Source organism: Bacillus sp. CD3-5 (assembly GCF_006349665.1).
Classification (GTDB): Bacteria; Bacillota; Bacilli; order Bacillales; family Bacillaceae_G; genus Bacillus_A; species Bacillus_A paranthracis.
Map to the genome: position 1 here is coordinate 115,998 of NZ_VEPX01000010.1, position 17,026 is coordinate 133,023.

Genomic DNA, 17,026 nt, shown 5'->3' on the forward strand with positions numbered 1-17,026 from the left:
ATATTACGTTAATTCTTATGATAAAAAGAGGAATTTATATAGGAGGGATGTACATATTGCAATATAAAAAAAGACATCCTTATTTCGTGGATGTCTTTTCAGGTAAATCTTTTCGCACAGTATACAAAAAGCGAGATATATCTAATTTTTTTCCTCTAAAAAATTGCGGAGAGGAAATGTACAATTCTTCTTTCGCACGTGTAATTGCGACATAAAGTAGTCGGCGTTCTTCTTCTAAAGCTTCAGAAGTCTCTGTAACACGATCGTTTGCATCTTTTAAAGAAGAAGTATGAGGCAGAATACCATCGCTCGCCCCGAGTAAAAAGACACATGGAAATTCAAGGCCTTTGGCGTTATGAATAGACATAAGCGAAACAGCATCTTTTTGCGGCATTGTTTTTAATGCTTCCATTTCTTTTTGCCCTTGAATGGCTTCATCAATAAATTGTAAATAAGCTGGAATGTCGGTGAAACGATTTGCTGACTCCATTAATTCTTCTAACATTTCTTCTTGTATATCTTTATGCATCGTAAAGGAAGAACGATCGTTACTTTGTAAGTACTCTAAATACTTTCCTTTACCATGAATAATTTCTTTTAATGCTTTTTTCGGTTCTAATTCTTTTATAAATTTAATAAAATCGATACGCTCATTTACCTTTTTCACTTGAAAAGGTTTTAAGTTCGGATTTAATAATAAGAAATGAAGAAGAGAAGGGAAACGGCCTTCACCATATTTCCATTGTTCACGTTCAATAAATGAAATACAATCATCACGCCCGATATACATCGTTGGTAATATGTTTGAAAGTGATTCTAATCGAAATGGTTCAATTACGAGTCGTAAATGATCCAATACAGGCTTAATTAAAGAATGTTCATAAAATGACTGACTCGCACCGTGCTTAATAAACGGGATTTTATGAATGGTAAGCTGATCAAGTAACGAACGGCTTACAGAATGTGTGCGATACAGCAAACAAAAATCTTTATAATTTCGTTCACCACTATCTACTTTTTCTTGAATGAGCTGCAAAATTTGATTTGCTTCATCAAGAGTCGTAGCCGGTCTTGCATAAAAAGGTTGTACACCTTCTTCACGAACAGAATATAGCTCTTTATCAAACCTTTCTTGATTTAGTTTGATAACTTCATTTCCAAGTCCGACAATAAAAGGATTGGATCGATAATTCGTATTAAGGGCGATAATCGTAGTGTTATCAAATTCTTTTGGAAAAGATAAAATAATTTGGTGACTTGCTCCTCGCCAGCCGTATATAGCTTGATCGTCATCACCTGCGATAAATAAATTATTTCTTGGCGAAGCTAACAATTTTACAATTTCATATTGAGCATACGATGTATCTTGGAACTCATCTACTTCAATATAGTGGAAACGTTGTTGTAATTGGGTAAGCAAAGGAGCGTTATTTTCTAACATATAATATGTTTCTAATAAGATGTCATCGAAATCAATATAATTATATCGTTGTTTCACTTCTTCAAAACGCTCGTATACTTCTTTAAATTCTTGTTCAACGGGTGTTTTTGCTTTTACATCTTTCGGACGATTTAATTTGTTTTTCTCAAGTGAAATCATCGCGAGCATCGTTTCAGCATCATAATCGTCTTTTAAACGCAATTCTTTTAAAATTTTCTTTATCATAATTTGTTTATGTTTTTCGTTTGCTAAAATTTGCTGATTATATCCTTGACTACGAAGCAATTTTAAAAAGACAGAGTGGAATGTACCAGCAACAACGTAGCTACTTGCCGCATGATTCATACCCGGTAAATTCGCTACACGATTTCGGATTTCTTCAGCCGCTTTTTGTGTAAATGTAAGTAATAAAATATTTCGCGGATGAACTTGTTTTACATTTACTAAATAACCGACGCGAGTTGTTAAAACAGATGTTTTCCCGCTTCCGGCACCAGCCAGTGTAAGAACAGGGCCTTCTGTCGTTCGTACGGCTTCTAATTGTTTTTCATTTAAAAATACATTTTGCTGTTCGAGAGCGCGGAAATACGCCGCATCTGCATCTTCTTCCATAATTAAATGGGTAGATGTTTTTGGGATATGATATGTTGCACGTGGAATATCAGCGTGCGTTAATGATTTTTGTGAAAATTTTTCTTGTGTCATATATTCACCTTCAAAACTATAGCATCAACATTTAACTTTAGCGGAAGAAAAAGAAAATAGCAATGTAAAAAACAGGAGGGGATACCTCCTGTTTTCAAATTACAATTCTTTTATCATAACGATGTGAGGAATATTTGCTTCCATAAATACATCAGAATTCGTTACATATCCAAGTTTCTTATAGAAATCTTCAGCATGTGTTTGAGCATGCAGCTTCAATTTTGGTAGCGAGTTTTCCTTCGCATATGCTTCAAGTGCATTCATAACAATTTTTCCGATGCCTTTTTTTCTATGGGAAGCTAGTACGCAAATGCGTTCCATTTTTCCTATTCCATCAATGGTGCGAAAACGCCCAGCACCAACGGGAACATCATTATCATATATAACAACGTGTATGGAAGTTTCTTCAAACTCATCATACTCTTCTTCGGCAGAAACTTGCTGTTCCTTCACAAATACTTGCTTACGTACAGAGAATGCATCTCTTAGTTGTTCGTCCGTTTGTACGATCTGTGCATGCAAATTAGTTGTTCCCCTTTCCAAGGCGGAATGTTTCGTGTACAGTCCATGTTCCGTTTTCTAATTGATATAGAAGGTGGAAGCGGTCAATTGGTTGTTCGTAATAGAAATCTTTCATACGTAATCGACCTAGTACATCAGCATGCTCTGCATCAGATAAGCCTTGTCCGATTGTTAAATGAGGTACGAAAGCGTATTCGCGTTCTTGTGTAAAGAACCCGCTATGCATTTCCTCATTTAAGAAAGTAAGTTCAGGTGTTTTTTCTACTTTAAAATAAAGAACATTATTAACAGGTGCGAATGAACCAACTTTTCCAACGTGAAGGGTGAAAGGGTTCGTTTTACTTGCGATTGTATGTAACTCGTTTACAATCGATTCTAATTGTTCATCTTGCGTCTCAAAGGGTGTTTTCAATGTAATATGTGGCGGAACTAATGCGTAATGCGGATCATAACGTTTACGCAATCCGTTCGCTTTATCTTGAATCATTTTAGATGGAAAAATTACAATGCCTAATTTCATGTTCCAATTCCTCCCTTTGTAAGTCTAGTTAGATTTTGAGAAAATAACTCTCTTAATCTATTATATCAAATTATTCTGAATACTGCTCTCTATTATTTCATTGATAGCATATGAGAGAAAGCTTTCGGTAAATCAGTTTGCCAATATTTCCACGTATGATTACCTTCAAACTCCTCGTAATGCGTAATGAAATTTCTATCTATCAGAAGCGTATGAAGCTCACGGTTCGGCCCTACGAAATCAGATACTTGTCCATCCGTGCGCTTTACAGCTGTTTCTTCTGTTCCAATGACGTGGTAAAGTTCTAGCGCCTCCGGATTTTTGAATTCTTTTGCTAAGTTCATTACTGTTTCATCTACAAAAGGTGATTGCATAACGACTTTACCGAATGTATGCGGATACATAAGTGCGGTCATAAAGGAAACTGTCCCGCCAAGAGAATCTCCAATTAACACACGACCTTTTCCCATTTGGTACGTTGGATAATTTTCATCGATATATGGCGCAAGTTCATGAGCAAGGAAACGAATATACGCAGCGTTTTTTACCTCATTTGGGAAATATTTTTCTTTACGATCGTGTACATTTTTATATGGAATACCGACAATAATTGTGCGGTCAATTTCTTCAGTTTCACGAAGGCGCTCAATTACACGGTGTGCTTTACCAAGCTGAAAATAATCTCTGCCATCTTGTGCAATGACAACTGTATGTTTGTGCAGCGGTGTGTAATTTACCGGTAAGTAAACGAGAAGTGTAACATCTTCTTGAAGTGATGCACTATAAAATGAAATCTCTTCAATTCTCCCAATTGTTTGATTCATGTAGATCCCCCTAAATAAAAATTTACTGTAATAATTGTAAGAGCGACGCTTGTAGTGAAAAAGAAAGAAATATTCACTAATAGGTGCTTTCGTTTCTATTTTACCATAATGGTACGAAGAATCTAAAAAATTAGTATTTAAGTTAGGAAAGAAAACGGATATAATGAAGTGGGATTTTTGACAGGTGAGAGGGGAGACGGAATTTGAAACAAGAAAGGTCAATCGCGCTACCATTAGCTATTTCCATTATAGCCATTTCATTCGCAGCAGTTTTTGTAAAGATGTCCTCGGCACCATCTTCCATATTAAGTATGTATCGATTATGGATTATCGTACTTCTTATGCTGCCTATCGTTTGGAAAAAACGGGAAGAGTTTAGTAAGATTCAAATAAAAGATTGGGGATTTTTAATTGGATCTGGTTTCTTTTTAGCACTTCATTTTCTTTTATGGTTTGAATCTTTAAAACATACAACAGTTGCGAGTTCGACAATTATTTTAGCGCTTCAACCAATCGTATCTTTAGTTGGCGGTTTTTTCTTATTTAAAGAAAGAACAACATACTCAGCCATTGCGACAATGGGAATTGCGATACTAGGTGTAGTGTGTATCGGTTGGGGAGATTTAGGACTAAGTGAACAAGCAATTTATGGAGATATATTATCCTTTTTAAGTGTAATAGCAGTTGTCGGTTATTTATTTATCGGGCAAACGACAGTAAAGAAAGTATCACATTGGATTTATAGCTTTACTGTTTTTGCATTCGCAGGTATTTTTATGGGGATTTATAATATAGTGTTGCAAGTGCCTTTTACAGGTTATACAAAGTGGGATTGGACCGTCTTTCTTTTACTTGCGGTCGTGCCGACAGTGTCACACGTCATTAATAACTGGCTATTAAACTACGTAAATGCAACAACAATTTCGATGAGTATTTTAGGGGAACCAGTTGGAGCATCAATACTAGCGTTCTTCTTACTTGGGGAAAGATTAAATGCAATGCAAATGATCGGTAGCATGCTCGTATTGTTTGGTGTGTCTGTTTTCTTATTGCAGCAACAAAAAAGAACAGCAAAAAATGTCGTAAACGAGCCTGTTTATACACAGGAATTATAATGTTAAGAGAGAAAAGAGAAGTTGTGATACTTCTCTTTTTGTTTTATATAAATACGGGTGTGGAAGGCGGAAGGAAATGGAATTCCCATCAAAAAAAGATGTATGGCTATATCCGATTTTTTTCGTTGTCATTGGAGCGTGTTTTGCTCCCCTATTTGCAGGTAGAGAATATTTTCTTTTATTTTTTACAATTCCATTAGCGATATTATTTATTTGGAGTTGGTTTTCGACAAAATACATCGTCGGAGAAGAAACACTTACAATTAGATCAGGTTTCGTTAAAAAGCGCATATTTATACGAGATATAAAACAAATTTTAAATACAAAAAATCCAATAGCAGCCCATGCATTGTCATTTGATCGACTTGAAATTGTTTATGGTGCACATCAAACAGAAATTATTTCTCCTAAAGATAAAGAGCAATTTATCAATCTCGTTACAAGTAAAAATCCACACATTGAAATAAAGTAAAAGAGTGGCTTCATAGCCACTCTTTTATTTTGGGTTTGTCATATAAGGTTGTACATGAATGATACATAGGTCCCTGAACTTACCTTCAGCAGTTGTAACAATTACGACTGCTCTACCTGCACTTTTTCCAGTAATCGTTACTGTATCACCTTTCGGATACAGTGTGATAACATCAGCATTCATATTTGTCCAAATAAGTTCGTTATTGGTTGCTTGTACTGGCAAAACAGTGGCGGACAACTCAGTGCTTTGGCCAGTTCTTATTTTCAACTTATTTTTTTCCATATGAACACCGATGACTGAAATAACAGAAGGAGCGATTGAAATTTTAGGTGGATTAGGTTGTATGTTCAAACAAGACGCAGAAGTATTGGTGATAGGTGAAAATTTTCGTGTTTGTTGTTGCTGGAAAGCTGCTAACATGTTGGAGTCCCCTTTCTGTATAAGTGCTGATAGTACTACTATAAAGGAGTAGTGTTACGTTTAATTTAATGAAACATAAAGAAATTGTTAAATTCGAGCAGAAGATTGTCGAACTTTGAGAAAAAAGAAAGCTCTGCTGATACGATAACAGCAGAGCTTTTCCTTTATAAATTATCACTATGTTGTTTTTCGAAATTCTCAAATTGCTCTGTAGTTTCTTTTGAAGGCTGTGTTAGTAAACTAACAATTACGATTACTAGTAAACTAATAGTAAAACCAGGAATCATTTCATATAAGAATTCTTTTAAGAATTTGAATTGCGTCCATATAATAACAGTAGCGGCACCAGAAATCATACCAGCAAGTGCGCCCCACTTCGTCATACGTTTCCAATATAAGCTTAATAAAATAGCAGGTCCGAATGAAGAGCCAAATCCAGCCCAAGCGTATCCAACAAGAGCTAAAATCGTATCATTTTGTTTAAACGCTAATGCACACCCAACTAATGCAATAACAAGAACAGCCATACGGCCGACAAATACAAGCTCTTTATCAGAAGCAGAACGTTTAAAGAAAGTACGATATAAGTCTTCCGTTACAGCACTAGAAGTAACGAGTAACTGAGATGAAATTGTACTCATAATAGCTGCTAAAATAGCTGCTAATAAAAATCCAGTAATAAGTGGGTGGAATAAAATTTTCCCCAGTTCAAGGAAAATTGTCTCTGGATTGGATAGCTTTAATCCTTTGTCTGAGTAGTATGCAATACCGATAAGACCAGTAAACATAGCTCCAACAACAGAGAAAATCATCCAGCTCATACCAATTCGTCGCGCACTTTTAATTTCTTTTACAGAAGAAATTGCCATAAATCGTACGATAATATGTGGTTGTCCAACATAACCAAGGCCCCATGCGAATAATGAAATAATACCTAATACAGAAGTACCTTTAAAAATGTCTAATAATGTTGGATCAATTGATTTAATTGTGCTAAATGCTGGACCAAGTCCATTTACATTCATAATTGTAACAGTAGGAACAAGAATAAGAGCAACTACCATAATGATTCCTTGCACGAAGTCTGTCCAACTTACTGCTAAGAAACCACCAAATAACGTGTAAGCAACAACAACGCCAGCTACAATGAATAATCCAACGTGGTAGTTCATACCAAATGAATTTTCAAATAATACAGCACCTGAAACGAGTCCTGAAGCTACATAAAAAGTAAAGAAAATCATAATAACAAGTCCAGATACTAAGCGTAGCATATGGGATTTGTCTTGGAAGCGATGTTCCAAAAATTCTGGGATAGTAATAGAGTTGTTTGCAATTTCTGAGTAGGTACGTAAGCGAGGAGCGACATATAGCCAGTTTGCGTATGCGCCTAGTGTTAGGCCAATCGCAATCCAACTACTACTTAATCCAACGCTAAACATTGCACCGGGTAAGCCCATTAAAAGCCAACCACTCATATCGGATGCTCCAGCACTTAATGCTGTTACTGCGGGGCCTAGTGTACGCCCGCCAAGCATATAATCTGTTAAGTTGGACGTTCGTTTATAGGCGAAGTAGCCAATCACTAACATCCCGAGCATGTAAATAGAGATAGAAGTTAAAGTTAACATCTGCGTACTCATGTAGTTCCCCTTCCTTTTGTCATGTCTTTTGATGCGTTATGCATATTTATAATCTATCATGATTATTCTGAAAAATCCATACAGAAATATGAATTTTCAGAAATGTAAGCGTTTTTTGGCATCATTTTACTTTTTTAATATATAATATTCATACAAAAAACCTTATTTTTAATAGAGTATTTATTATATTTACATAAAAAGAGGTTGTTTTGTCAATATAATATTGAAAGGAGAGAAAAATAAAATTTTTTAAAAAGTATTGACTTGTGAAAAAAGTTAAGTCTATAATGAGTGCAACTTAAAAAAATGCGAGCGTTGATGAAGAAGAGTACACATGATGAACATGTCAGAGAGCTGATGGTTGGTGCGAATCAGTATGGAATTGATGTGGAATGGGCTTCGGAGCTTCCAAACCGAAACGAAAGAAGTAGGCTTTGGCGACATGATCTCATCGATACAAGAGACACGTATTGTTTTTGATACGGTAAAGTGCGTTACATTCGTAACGAATTAAGGTGGCACCACGGGAGTACCCGTCCTTTCTATAGGATGAGTACTCCCTTTTTGTGTATAAAAAATTAAATAAATGAAATCGTTGAAGTAAGAAGAGTACGTATATTGGAGACGTTACAGAGAGCTGGGAATAGGTGGGAGCCCGGTGCGGTGCTATATACGGAATGGGCTTACGAGAGGTATGCTGAACAATTATTTTCAGTAGGCAACCCGGGTTCCGCCGTTACAAGGATAAGGTATATATTTTGTACCTGAATAAAGCGGGATGCTTTTGCGTCCAACATGAGGTGGTACCACGGTAAATTTATCGTCCTCTACATATTTTCGATATGTAGAGGACTTTTTTATTTTTCAGGATGAGGTGAAAGGCATGATGACAAAAGAGGAATTTATGAAGCAAAAAGAACAGGGAAGAGCATTTTTAGTAATCACTGAAGAAGAAGGAGATAGCATTACGCCAATTTCTTTATATAGACGTATGAAAGGGAAGAAGAAATTTTTATTAGAAAGCTCACAGCTTCATCAAGATAAAGGGCGCTATTCTTACTTAGGTTGTAATCCATATGGTGAAGTGAAAAGTGCTGGTACAGAAGTGGAGCGAACCATTTACGGCAGGTCAGAAAAGTTGCAAAGTAACGTACTACAAGTGTTAGAAGAAGTGATCGCGTCAGCTCAAGTAGATAGTCCATTTCCATTTTGCGGTGGAGCAGTTGGTTATATTGGCTATGACGTCATTCGGCAATATGAAAACATTGGAGCAGATTTATATGATCCATTGAATATTCCAGAAGTACACCTTTTACTATATCGTGAGTTTATCGTTTACGATCATTTACGCCAAAAGTTGTTGTTTGTATATGTATGCAGGGAAGATGATTCAGCAGATTACGAAGAAGTATATGAAAGGTTGCAAATATACAAAGAAGAAGTGCTACAGGGAGAAGAAGCTGAAGTAACCGAAATAAGATCAACACTATCATTCACTTCTTCTATAACGGAAAAAGAATTTTGCGCGATGGTAGAAACGGCGAAAGAACATATCGGGGCCGGGGACATATTTCAAGTTGTATTATCTCAGCGTTTACAAAGTGAATGTATTGGTGATCCATTCGCGTTATACCGAAAACTTCGAATTGCAAATCCATCACCATATATGTTCTATATCGATTTTCAAGATTATGTTGTACTCGGTTCTTCGCCGGAAAGTTTACTATCAGTAAGGGAGGATAAAGTGATGACGAATCCAATTGCTGGTACGAGACCAAGAGGGAAAACGAAGAGGGAAGATGAGGAAATCGCAAAAGAACTGTTAGATAATGAGAAAGAGCGAGCAGAGCATATGATGCTTGTAGATCTTGGGCGAAACGATATTGGTAGAGTGAGCGAAATCGGCTCGGTTACGATAGATAAATATATGAAAGTAGAAAAATACTCTCACGTTATGCACATTGTATCTGAAGTTTACGGAACATTGCGAAAACGAATGGGCGGATTTGATGCATTAGCGTATTGCTTACCAGCGGGGACGGTATCAGGTGCTCCGAAAATTAGAGCGATGGAAATTATAAATGAGCTAGAGAATGAAAAAAGAAATGTGTACGCCGGTGCAGTTGGATACGTTAGTTTTTCAGGGAATCTTGATATGGCGCTCGCCATTCGAACAATGGTTGTAAAGGATGAAAAAGCATACGTTCAGGCAGGAGCGGGTATCGTTTACGATTCAGATCCAGTAGCTGAATATGAAGAAACGTTAAATAAAGCGAGAGCGCTATTGGAGGTAATGAAATGATTGTACTGATCGATAATTATGATTCATTCACATATAACTTGTATCAACTATTAGGTGAATACGAAGAAGATATTGTTGTCGTAAGAAATGATCAAATAACGATAGAACAATTAGAAGAAATGAAGCCGAAAGGAATTGTACTTTCACCAGGACCAGGAAAACCAGAGGATGCTGGCATTTGTATTGAAGTGATTCGTCACTTTTATCAGAACGTTCCCATATTAGGTATTTGCCTCGGGCATCAGGCGATTATAGCAGCATTTGGAGGAGATATTGTAAGAGCAGAGCGCATTAAACACGGAAAAACATCGCGTGTGAAACATAACGGAACGTCAATCTTTTCATATGTGACGCAGCCGCTAACAGCGATGCGCTATCATTCTCTTGTTGCAGCACAAACGAGCTTGCCACAGTGTTTTGACATATTAGCGACAGCGATGGACGATGGAGAAATAATGGCAGTTCGTCACAATTATTATCCGCTCTTCGGATTACAGTTTCATCCGGAATCAATCGCGACAGAAGAAGGCGGAAAGTTAATACGTGCCTTTTTAGGCGAAGTGAAAGAGGAGGAAAGAGTATGAATAACTATCTTCGTAAATTGGTGGAGGGACAACATTTAACAGAAGAGGAAATGTATAAAGCGGGGCTTCTTTTATTAAATGAAAACATATTGGAAAGTGAAATTGCAGCTTTCCTAGTCTTACTGAAAGCGAAAGGTGAAACGGCAGAAGAAATATACGGTCTCGTTCGAGCTCTTCGCGAAAAGGCATTACCGTTTTCGAATCATATACAAGGCGCGATGGACAATTGCGGGACAGGTGGTGACGGTGCCCAAACGTTTAATATTAGCACAACATCAGCATTTGTACTGGCAGGAGCTGACGTAAAGGTTGCAAAACATGGTAATCGTGCTGTTTCTAGTAAAACAGGAAGTGCAGATTTATTAGAAGAACTCGGTGTAAATATTAGTAGTACGCCAAACGAAATTGATTATTTATTAGAGCATGTCGGAATCGCATTTTTATTCGCACCAGCGATGCATCCAGCATTAAGACGCATTATGAAAATAAGAAAAGAATTAAACGTGCCGACGATCTTTAACTTAATTGGTCCTTTAACAAATCCGGTGAATTTAGAAACACAATTTGTCGGCATTTATAAACGAGATATGTTACTACCAGTTGCGCAAGTACTACAGAAACTAGGAAGAAAACAAGCACTTGTTGTAAACGGAAGTGGGTTTTTAGATGAAGCATCATTGCAAGGAGAAAATCATGTTGTCATTTTAAAAGATAATGAAATAGTAGAAACGAGTATTGAACCTGAGAAATATGGATTCTCAATAGTGAGAAACGAAGAGATTAGAGGAGGGAATTCGAAAGAAAATGCAAAGATTACGCTCGGGATATTAAGCGGAGAAAAGAGTGTTTACCGTGATACTGTTTTATTCAATGCAGGGCTTGCTCTTTTCGCAAATGGAAAAGCAAAGACGATTGAAGAAGGAATAACACTCGCAGCACATAGCATTGACTCTGGAAAAGCATTAGCGAAACTAAACTTATTAATTGCAGCAAGTAACGAAAAATTAGAAAGGGTGAATTAAAGTGGGGACGATTTTAGACAAAATTGTAGATCAAAAGAAAAAGGAAGTTGCGGCATTATATGAAACATATACACCAGTAAAAGAAAAAAGAAAAACGCGCTCACTTGTAAAGGCTCTAGAGCAATTTACTGTCATCGCAGAAGTAAAGCGAGCATCACCATCAAAAGGAGATATTAATTTATACGTTGATGTACGAAAACAAGTGAAGACATATGAAGAATGCGGCGCAGGAGCAGTTTCTGTTTTAACAGACGGTCAATTTTTTAAAGGATCTTTTTATGATTTACAAACAGCACGAGAAGAAAGTAACATTCCGCTTTTATGTAAAGATTTCATAATTGATAAGATTCAAATTGATAGAGCGTATGAAGCTGGTGCAGATATTATTTTACTAATCGTAGCGGCGTTAACGAAAGAGAAATTAAAAGAGCTGTATAGCTACGTACGAGAAAAAGGGTTAGAAGCAATTGTTGAAATTCATGATGAAGAGGAATTAGAAATTGCAATCGAATTAAATCCGCATGTTATCGGTATTAACAACCGTAATTTAAAAACATTCGAAGTCGATTTAGGCCAAACAGAAAAGCTTGGAAAACGATTAAATGAGGAGAAATTGCTTTGGATTAGTGAGAGCGGGGTTCATTCAAAAGAAGACATGATCCGCGTTAAACGAGCTGGGGCAAAAGGTGTACTAGTTGGAGAAGCGCTTATGACATCGTCTTCTATTCATACCTTTTTTGAAGATTGTAAGGTGAACATATGAAAGTGAAAATTTGCGGGATTACTGATATGGAAACAGCAAAACGTGCTTGCGAATACGGAGCTGATGCACTTGGATTTGTTTTTGCAGAAAGTAAAAGAAAAATTACCCCAGAGCGAGCGAAAGAAATTATTGCAGAACTTCCAGCCAACGTGTTAAAAATCGGTGTTTTCGTAAATGAATCAGTAGAAGGTATCCAGAAAATTACAGAGGATTGCGGGTTAACACATGTACAACTACATGGGGGTGAAGACAATCATCAAATTAGAAGATTGAATATTCCGTCTATAAAGTCGCTAGGAGTAACTTCAGAGAGTGATATGAAAAACGCTCAAGGGTATGAAACGGACTATATATTATTTGATAGCCCGAAGGAAAAGTTTCATGGAGGAAATGGAAAGACATTTTCTTGGGGGTTACTTGCGCATATGCCAAAAGAATTAAGAGAGAAAACGATATTAGCTGGTGGATTAAACACTCTTAATATAGAAGAAGCAATTCGAACTGTTCGGCCATATATGGTTGATGTGAGCAGCGGAGTAGAGACAGAAGGAAAGAAAGATGTAGAGAAAATAAAACAATTTATTATAAAAGCGAAGGAGTGTTCTAAATGAACTACGCATATCCAGATGAAAAAGGTCACTACGGTATATACGGAGGACGATACGTTCCAGAAACGTTAATGCAATCTGTATTAGAACTAGAAGAAGCATATAAAGAGGCGATGGAAGATGAAGCATTTCAAAAGGAATTAAATCATTATTTAAAAACGTATGTCGGAAGAGAAACACCGCTTTATTTCGCTGAGAATATGACGGAGTATTGCGGAGGTGCAAAGATTTATTTAAAACGTGAAGATTTGAACCATACAGGAGCTCATAAAATTAACAATACAATTGGTCAGGCACTTCTTGCGGTGCGAATGGGCAAGAAAAAAGTTGTCGCTGAAACAGGGGCTGGACAACACGGTGTTGCAACAGCTACGGTATGTGCCCTTCTCGGTTTAGAGTGCGTCATCTTTATGGGAGAAGAAGATGTGAGACGTCAAAAATTAAATGTGTTCCGAATGGAATTACTCGGAGCGAAAGTAGAAAGTGTAGCGGCAGGTAGCGGTACATTAAAAGATGCGGTAAACGAGGCGCTTCGTTACTGGGTTTCACACGTGCATGATACGCACTACATTATGGGATCTGTTCTCGGACCACATCCATTCCCGCAAATTGTCCGTGATTTCCAAAGTGTAATTGGGAATGAGACGAAAAAACAATATGAAGCGTTAGAAGGAAAGTTACCAGAAGCAGTCGTTGCTTGCATTGGTGGTGGGAGTAACGCAATGGGAATGTTTTATCCGTTTGTACATAATGGAGAAGTTGCTCTTTACGGCGTAGAAGCAGCTGGAAAAGGTGTTCATACAGAAAAGCATGCAGCAACTTTAACGAAAGGAAGCGTCGGTGTCCTGCACGGATCGATGATGTATCTTCTGCAAAATGAAGAAGGTCAAATTCAAGAAGCGCACTCTATTTCAGCAGGGCTTGATTACCCGGGAGTTGGTCCAGAACATAGCTTGCTAAAAGATATTGGCCGCGTTTCTTATCATTCCATTACTGATGATGAGGCGTTAGAAGCGTTTCAGTTATTAACGAAAAAAGAAGGGATTATCCCGGCATTAGAAAGCTCGCATGCTGTCGCATACGCATTAAAATTAGCGCCGCAAATGAAGGAAGATGAAGGACTTGTCATTTGTTTATCCGGCCGTGGTGATAAAGATGTAGAGAGTATAAAACGTTATATGGAAGAGGTGTAAAAAATGGGAGTAGAAAGAATTAAAGCAGCATTTGAAAATGGTAAGAAAGCATTTATTCCGTACGTAATGGGCGGAGATGGAGGCCTTGAGAAGTTAAAAGAAAGAATTCGTTTTCTAGACGAAGCGGGAGCAAGCATCGTTGAAATTGGTATCCCGTTTTCAGATCCAGTCGCAGATGGCCCAACGATTCAAAGAGCAGGGAAACGAGCGCTAGATAGCGGTGTAACAGTAAAAGGCATTTTTCAAGCATTAATAGAGGTAAGGAAAGAAGTGCAAATTCCGTTTGTACTCATGACATATTTAAATCCAGTACTTGCATTCGGGAAAGAACGATTTATCGAGAACTGTATGGAAGCAGGGGTAGACGGTATTATCGTTCCGGATTTACCATATGAAGAACAAGACATTATTGTTCCGTTACTTCGAGAGGCAAACATTGCGCTCATTCCACTTGTTACTGTTACGAGCCCAATTGAGCGGATCAAAAAAATTACGAGTGAATCAGAAGGATTCGTCTACGCCGTTACAGTAGCGGGCGTAACAGGCGTACGTCAAAATTTTAAAGAAGAGATTCATAGTTACTTAGAAAAAGTAAAATCACATACGCATTTACCGGTAGTGGCAGGGTTCGGTATTTCAACGAAGGAACATGTAGAAGAAATGATTACAATATGTGACGGGGTTGTCGTTGGAAGTAAGATTATTGAACTGTTAGAAAATGAAAAACGAGAAGAAATATGTGAATTCATACAGGCAACAAAACAAAAAGAAGAGGCATAAGTCTCTTCTTTTTGTTTTGTGTAATAAATGTTAAAATATACAGAAAATACATATAATTTAGAGGGTGAGAAAGCATGCTAAGACGGAAACTACTATATCTAATTCTAACTGTACCACTATACGCTTGGCTCATTAGCATGACGAAAATAGAATTGATGGCTCTATTTTTAGGATATGTATTCATCTTTTCCAACTTAAGTCGCATTCAAGAACAATCTATTTTAGAAATATGTATATTTTCGATTAGTATAGAATTATTTAGTATCGTTTCGATTGTATTGTTAAATGAATTATTCCGATGGATCCATTCATTTGAATTCATGAAATTTGGGAATGTTGTATTGCAAGTAATATGTGCTTATATTGTGTTTGTGCTGTTAGATAAAATAGTCGGACAGCAGACGGTTTTTCAGGATAATAGAAAATGGGAGTGATTAAAAAAGGAGCCGTTCGGTTCCCTTTTTTGTATCTGTTGCAAAAACAATTGAAATTTTTGGCATCTGTTATATAATAGTTAAAAATTGTATTTTAAACGAAATGAGATGATAACATGGCCATATTGTTGGCACTTATCCCAATTATGATGATTTTCATTTGTTTATTTTTATTTAAACAAACGTCATTAAGGTCCTCGTTAATTTCTTATGCTGTGTCTGTTGGAATCGTTTTACTCTCGCCAATGTTTCAATTAGGGATAAGTGAAACTGTGCACGCAACGATTAAAGGATGGTTAATTTGTTTTATTGTCGGGTACGTTTTATTTTTCGGTATTTTTTTATTTCACCTCATGAACAAAATGGGGTACATCGACCAAGTAGCGCGTTTTTTAGAAGAAGTGACGCAAGATCGTTTATTACAAATGCTTCTTATGTGTTTTGGCATTTGCCCACTAATTGAATCCGTAAGTGGATTCGGAATCGGCTTCATGGTCGCAGCACCTATCTTTCTATCATTAGGCTATAAACCGTTTCAAGCTGTACTACTTTCATTTATTGGTTTACTAGCTAGTTCATGGGGCGCAATGGCAACTGGTACGATTATCGGTTCCCAGCTCATCAATATGCCGCTTACAACACTCGGTACAAATACAGCGCTATTAAGTATCCCGATGTTCGCTTATTTCGTCATTCTTTCTCTACATGTTGTTGGTGGCTGGCAGGCGGTTATTGAAAAGTGGAAAGAAGGATTTGGTTTCTTTTTATTATTCTCTCTCGGAATCTATCTTTCTAATGCATACGTAAGTGTTGAACTAGCAGGTATATTAAGTTCTATCGTTACAATTACATTTGGCTTTCTTATCATTAAATTAAAAGGGAACAATGAACAAAGTCTAATGACAGAACATGCTGCAGCAACGGAGAGAGAAGTATCCATTATAAAAATTATTAGCCCTTATATATTCTTAACAGTTTGTATTTTACTTTCTCGCCTCGTTCCAGCATTACATGATTTGTTCCGTTCATATGCCGTTCTTGATTTAAAATCATACTCTTATAAACTGGAGCTACTATATTCACCAGGATTTTGGCTCGGTATGACTTGCTTATTTACTATTGTTTTCTTCCGTATTCCATCTCATATTATGAAACAATCAATCACGCAAACAATAAAACAATGGATTCCCTTTGCGATTACGACGACAATGTTTATCGCCATTTCAGAACTAATGGGTGCATCTGGCATGCATTCATTACTGGCAAAAACAGCTGGTGAAACGTTTGGAACATTTTTCGTTTTCGTTGCTCCGTTTATCGGAGGAATCGGTGGATTTTTAACAGGTAGTAATGCAGGCTCAAATGCGATGTTTATAAAACTACAAATGCAAACTGCGCAAAACGTAGCACTCCCGTGGCAATACGTCACAACGCTTCAAAATACAGCGTCATCAGTAGCGACAATTGCTTGCCCATCACGGATTACACTAGGTGCGTATTTATGTAACATCCCGTATCGTGAAAATGAACTATTAAAGAAGACGACGTTAATGATTTTTGGTGCGGTGTTGCTCGTAGTAGTAGAGGTGATTGTTTGGTATATGTTGAGAAATTAAAAATCCTCCTATATTTAGGAGGATTTTTTGTGTTACTGGATAATGCTTTAAATTATGAA

At 37.0% G+C, this 17,026-nt stretch carries 17 protein-coding genes and 2 other annotated features; of the genes, 11 read left to right on the forward strand and 6 right to left on the reverse strand.

Annotated features, from left to right (window positions below):
• Positions 1-79: 79 nt before the first annotated feature.
• The 4 genes from FH036_RS18910 to FH036_RS18925 form a co-directional block, all read right to left on the reverse strand.
• Positions 80-2,146 carry an ATP-dependent helicase gene (locus FH036_RS18910; RefSeq protein WP_000191172.1) on the reverse strand — a complete coding sequence of 689 codons (2,067 nt, stop codon included), beginning with the start codon at positions 2,144-2,146 and terminating at the stop codon, positions 80-82.
• Between the two features lie 99 nt (positions 2,147-2,245).
• Entirely contained in the window at positions 2,246-2,668 is a 423-nt protein-coding gene (locus tag FH036_RS18915; RefSeq protein ID WP_000543279.1) for a GNAT family N-acetyltransferase, read from the reverse strand.
• A 1-nt stretch (position 2,669) separates the two neighbouring features.
• Complete coding sequence (locus tag FH036_RS18920) at positions 2,670-3,188, reverse strand: YjcG family protein (protein ID WP_000765878.1); 519 nt, start codon at positions 3,186-3,188, stop codon at positions 2,670-2,672.
• A 92-nt stretch (positions 3,189-3,280) separates the two neighbouring features.
• Positions 3,281-4,012, reverse strand: a complete 732-nt coding sequence (locus tag FH036_RS18925) for an alpha/beta hydrolase (RefSeq protein WP_001076850.1) — start codon at positions 4,010-4,012, stop codon at positions 3,281-3,283.
• A 203-nt stretch (positions 4,013-4,215) separates the two neighbouring features.
• On the opposite strand from FH036_RS18925, the gene FH036_RS18930 reads away from it, so the two are divergent.
• Entirely contained in the window at positions 4,216-5,127 is a 912-nt protein-coding gene (locus FH036_RS18930) for a DMT family transporter (protein WP_139896091.1), read from the forward strand.
• A gap of 76 nt (positions 5,128-5,203) precedes the next feature.
• Positions 5,204-5,599, forward strand: a complete 396-nt coding sequence (locus tag FH036_RS18935) for a PH domain-containing protein (RefSeq protein WP_139896092.1) — start codon at positions 5,204-5,206, stop codon at positions 5,597-5,599.
• A 24-nt stretch (positions 5,600-5,623) separates the two neighbouring features.
• Here FH036_RS18935 and FH036_RS18940 read toward each other — a convergent pair whose 3' ends face one another.
• The gene (locus FH036_RS18940; RefSeq protein ID WP_000878719.1) at positions 5,624-6,022 is read right to left on the reverse strand and encodes an Ig-like domain-containing protein; all 399 of its coding nucleotides are present in this window, start codon (positions 6,020-6,022) and stop codon (positions 5,624-5,626) included.
• A 164-nt stretch (positions 6,023-6,186) separates the two neighbouring features.
• Entirely contained in the window at positions 6,187-7,665 is a 1,479-nt protein-coding gene (putP, locus tag FH036_RS18945) for a sodium/proline symporter PutP (RefSeq protein WP_000107223.1), read from the reverse strand.
• A gap of 306 nt (positions 7,666-7,971) precedes the next feature.
• Positions 7,972-8,209: a binding site (T-box leader), on the forward strand.
• A 42-nt stretch (positions 8,210-8,251) separates the two neighbouring features.
• Positions 8,252-8,496, forward strand: a binding site (T-box leader).
• A 52-nt stretch (positions 8,497-8,548) separates the two neighbouring features.
• Between putP and trpE the strand changes: the two genes are divergently transcribed.
• The 9 genes from trpE (at position 8,549) to FH036_RS18995 (ending at position 16,967) form a co-directional block, all read left to right on the forward strand.
• Positions 8,549-9,967 (forward strand): anthranilate synthase component I, encoded by a 1,419-nt coding sequence (gene trpE, locus FH036_RS18955; RefSeq protein WP_139896094.1) that lies wholly within the window; start codon positions 8,549-8,551, stop codon positions 9,965-9,967.
• Complete coding sequence (locus FH036_RS18960; RefSeq protein WP_139896095.1) at positions 9,964-10,551, forward strand: aminodeoxychorismate/anthranilate synthase component II; 588 nt, start codon at positions 9,964-9,966, stop codon at positions 10,549-10,551. Before trpE ends, FH036_RS18960 begins: the two co-directional genes overlap by 4 nt.
• Positions 10,548-11,573: an anthranilate phosphoribosyltransferase gene (gene trpD / locus FH036_RS18965; protein WP_044792738.1), complete on the forward strand. Its 1,026-nt coding sequence runs from the start codon at positions 10,548-10,550 to the stop codon at positions 11,571-11,573. Before FH036_RS18960 ends, trpD begins: the two co-directional genes overlap by 4 nt.
• Before the next feature lies 1 nt (position 11,574).
• Positions 11,575-12,336, forward strand: coding sequence for an indole-3-glycerol phosphate synthase TrpC (gene trpC, locus FH036_RS18970; RefSeq protein ID WP_139896096.1), 762 nt, complete (start codon positions 11,575-11,577; stop codon positions 12,334-12,336).
• Positions 12,333-12,947, forward strand: a complete 615-nt coding sequence (gene trpF / locus FH036_RS18975; RefSeq protein ID WP_070805513.1) for an N-(5'phosphoribosyl)anthranilate isomerase — start codon at positions 12,333-12,335, stop codon at positions 12,945-12,947. The genes trpC and trpF overlap by 4 nt, the downstream gene beginning before the upstream one ends.
• A complete protein-coding gene (gene trpB / locus FH036_RS18980; protein WP_139896097.1) occupies positions 12,944-14,137 on the forward strand; it encodes a tryptophan synthase subunit beta in 1,194 nt (397 codons plus the stop codon). Before trpF ends, trpB begins: the two co-directional genes overlap by 4 nt.
• Before the next feature lie 3 nt (positions 14,138-14,140).
• Complete coding sequence (gene trpA / locus FH036_RS18985) at positions 14,141-14,917, forward strand: tryptophan synthase subunit alpha (RefSeq protein ID WP_000537943.1); 777 nt, start codon at positions 14,141-14,143, stop codon at positions 14,915-14,917.
• A gap of 74 nt (positions 14,918-14,991) precedes the next feature.
• A complete protein-coding gene (locus tag FH036_RS18990) occupies positions 14,992-15,351 on the forward strand; it encodes a DUF4029 domain-containing protein (RefSeq protein ID WP_139896098.1) in 360 nt (119 codons plus the stop codon).
• A 116-nt stretch (positions 15,352-15,467) separates the two neighbouring features.
• On the forward strand, positions 15,468-16,967 hold the full coding sequence (locus FH036_RS18995) for an L-lactate permease (RefSeq protein ID WP_138322308.1): 1,500 nt from the start codon (positions 15,468-15,470) through the stop codon (positions 16,965-16,967).
• The last annotated feature ends 59 nt before the right edge of the window (positions 16,968-17,026 follow it).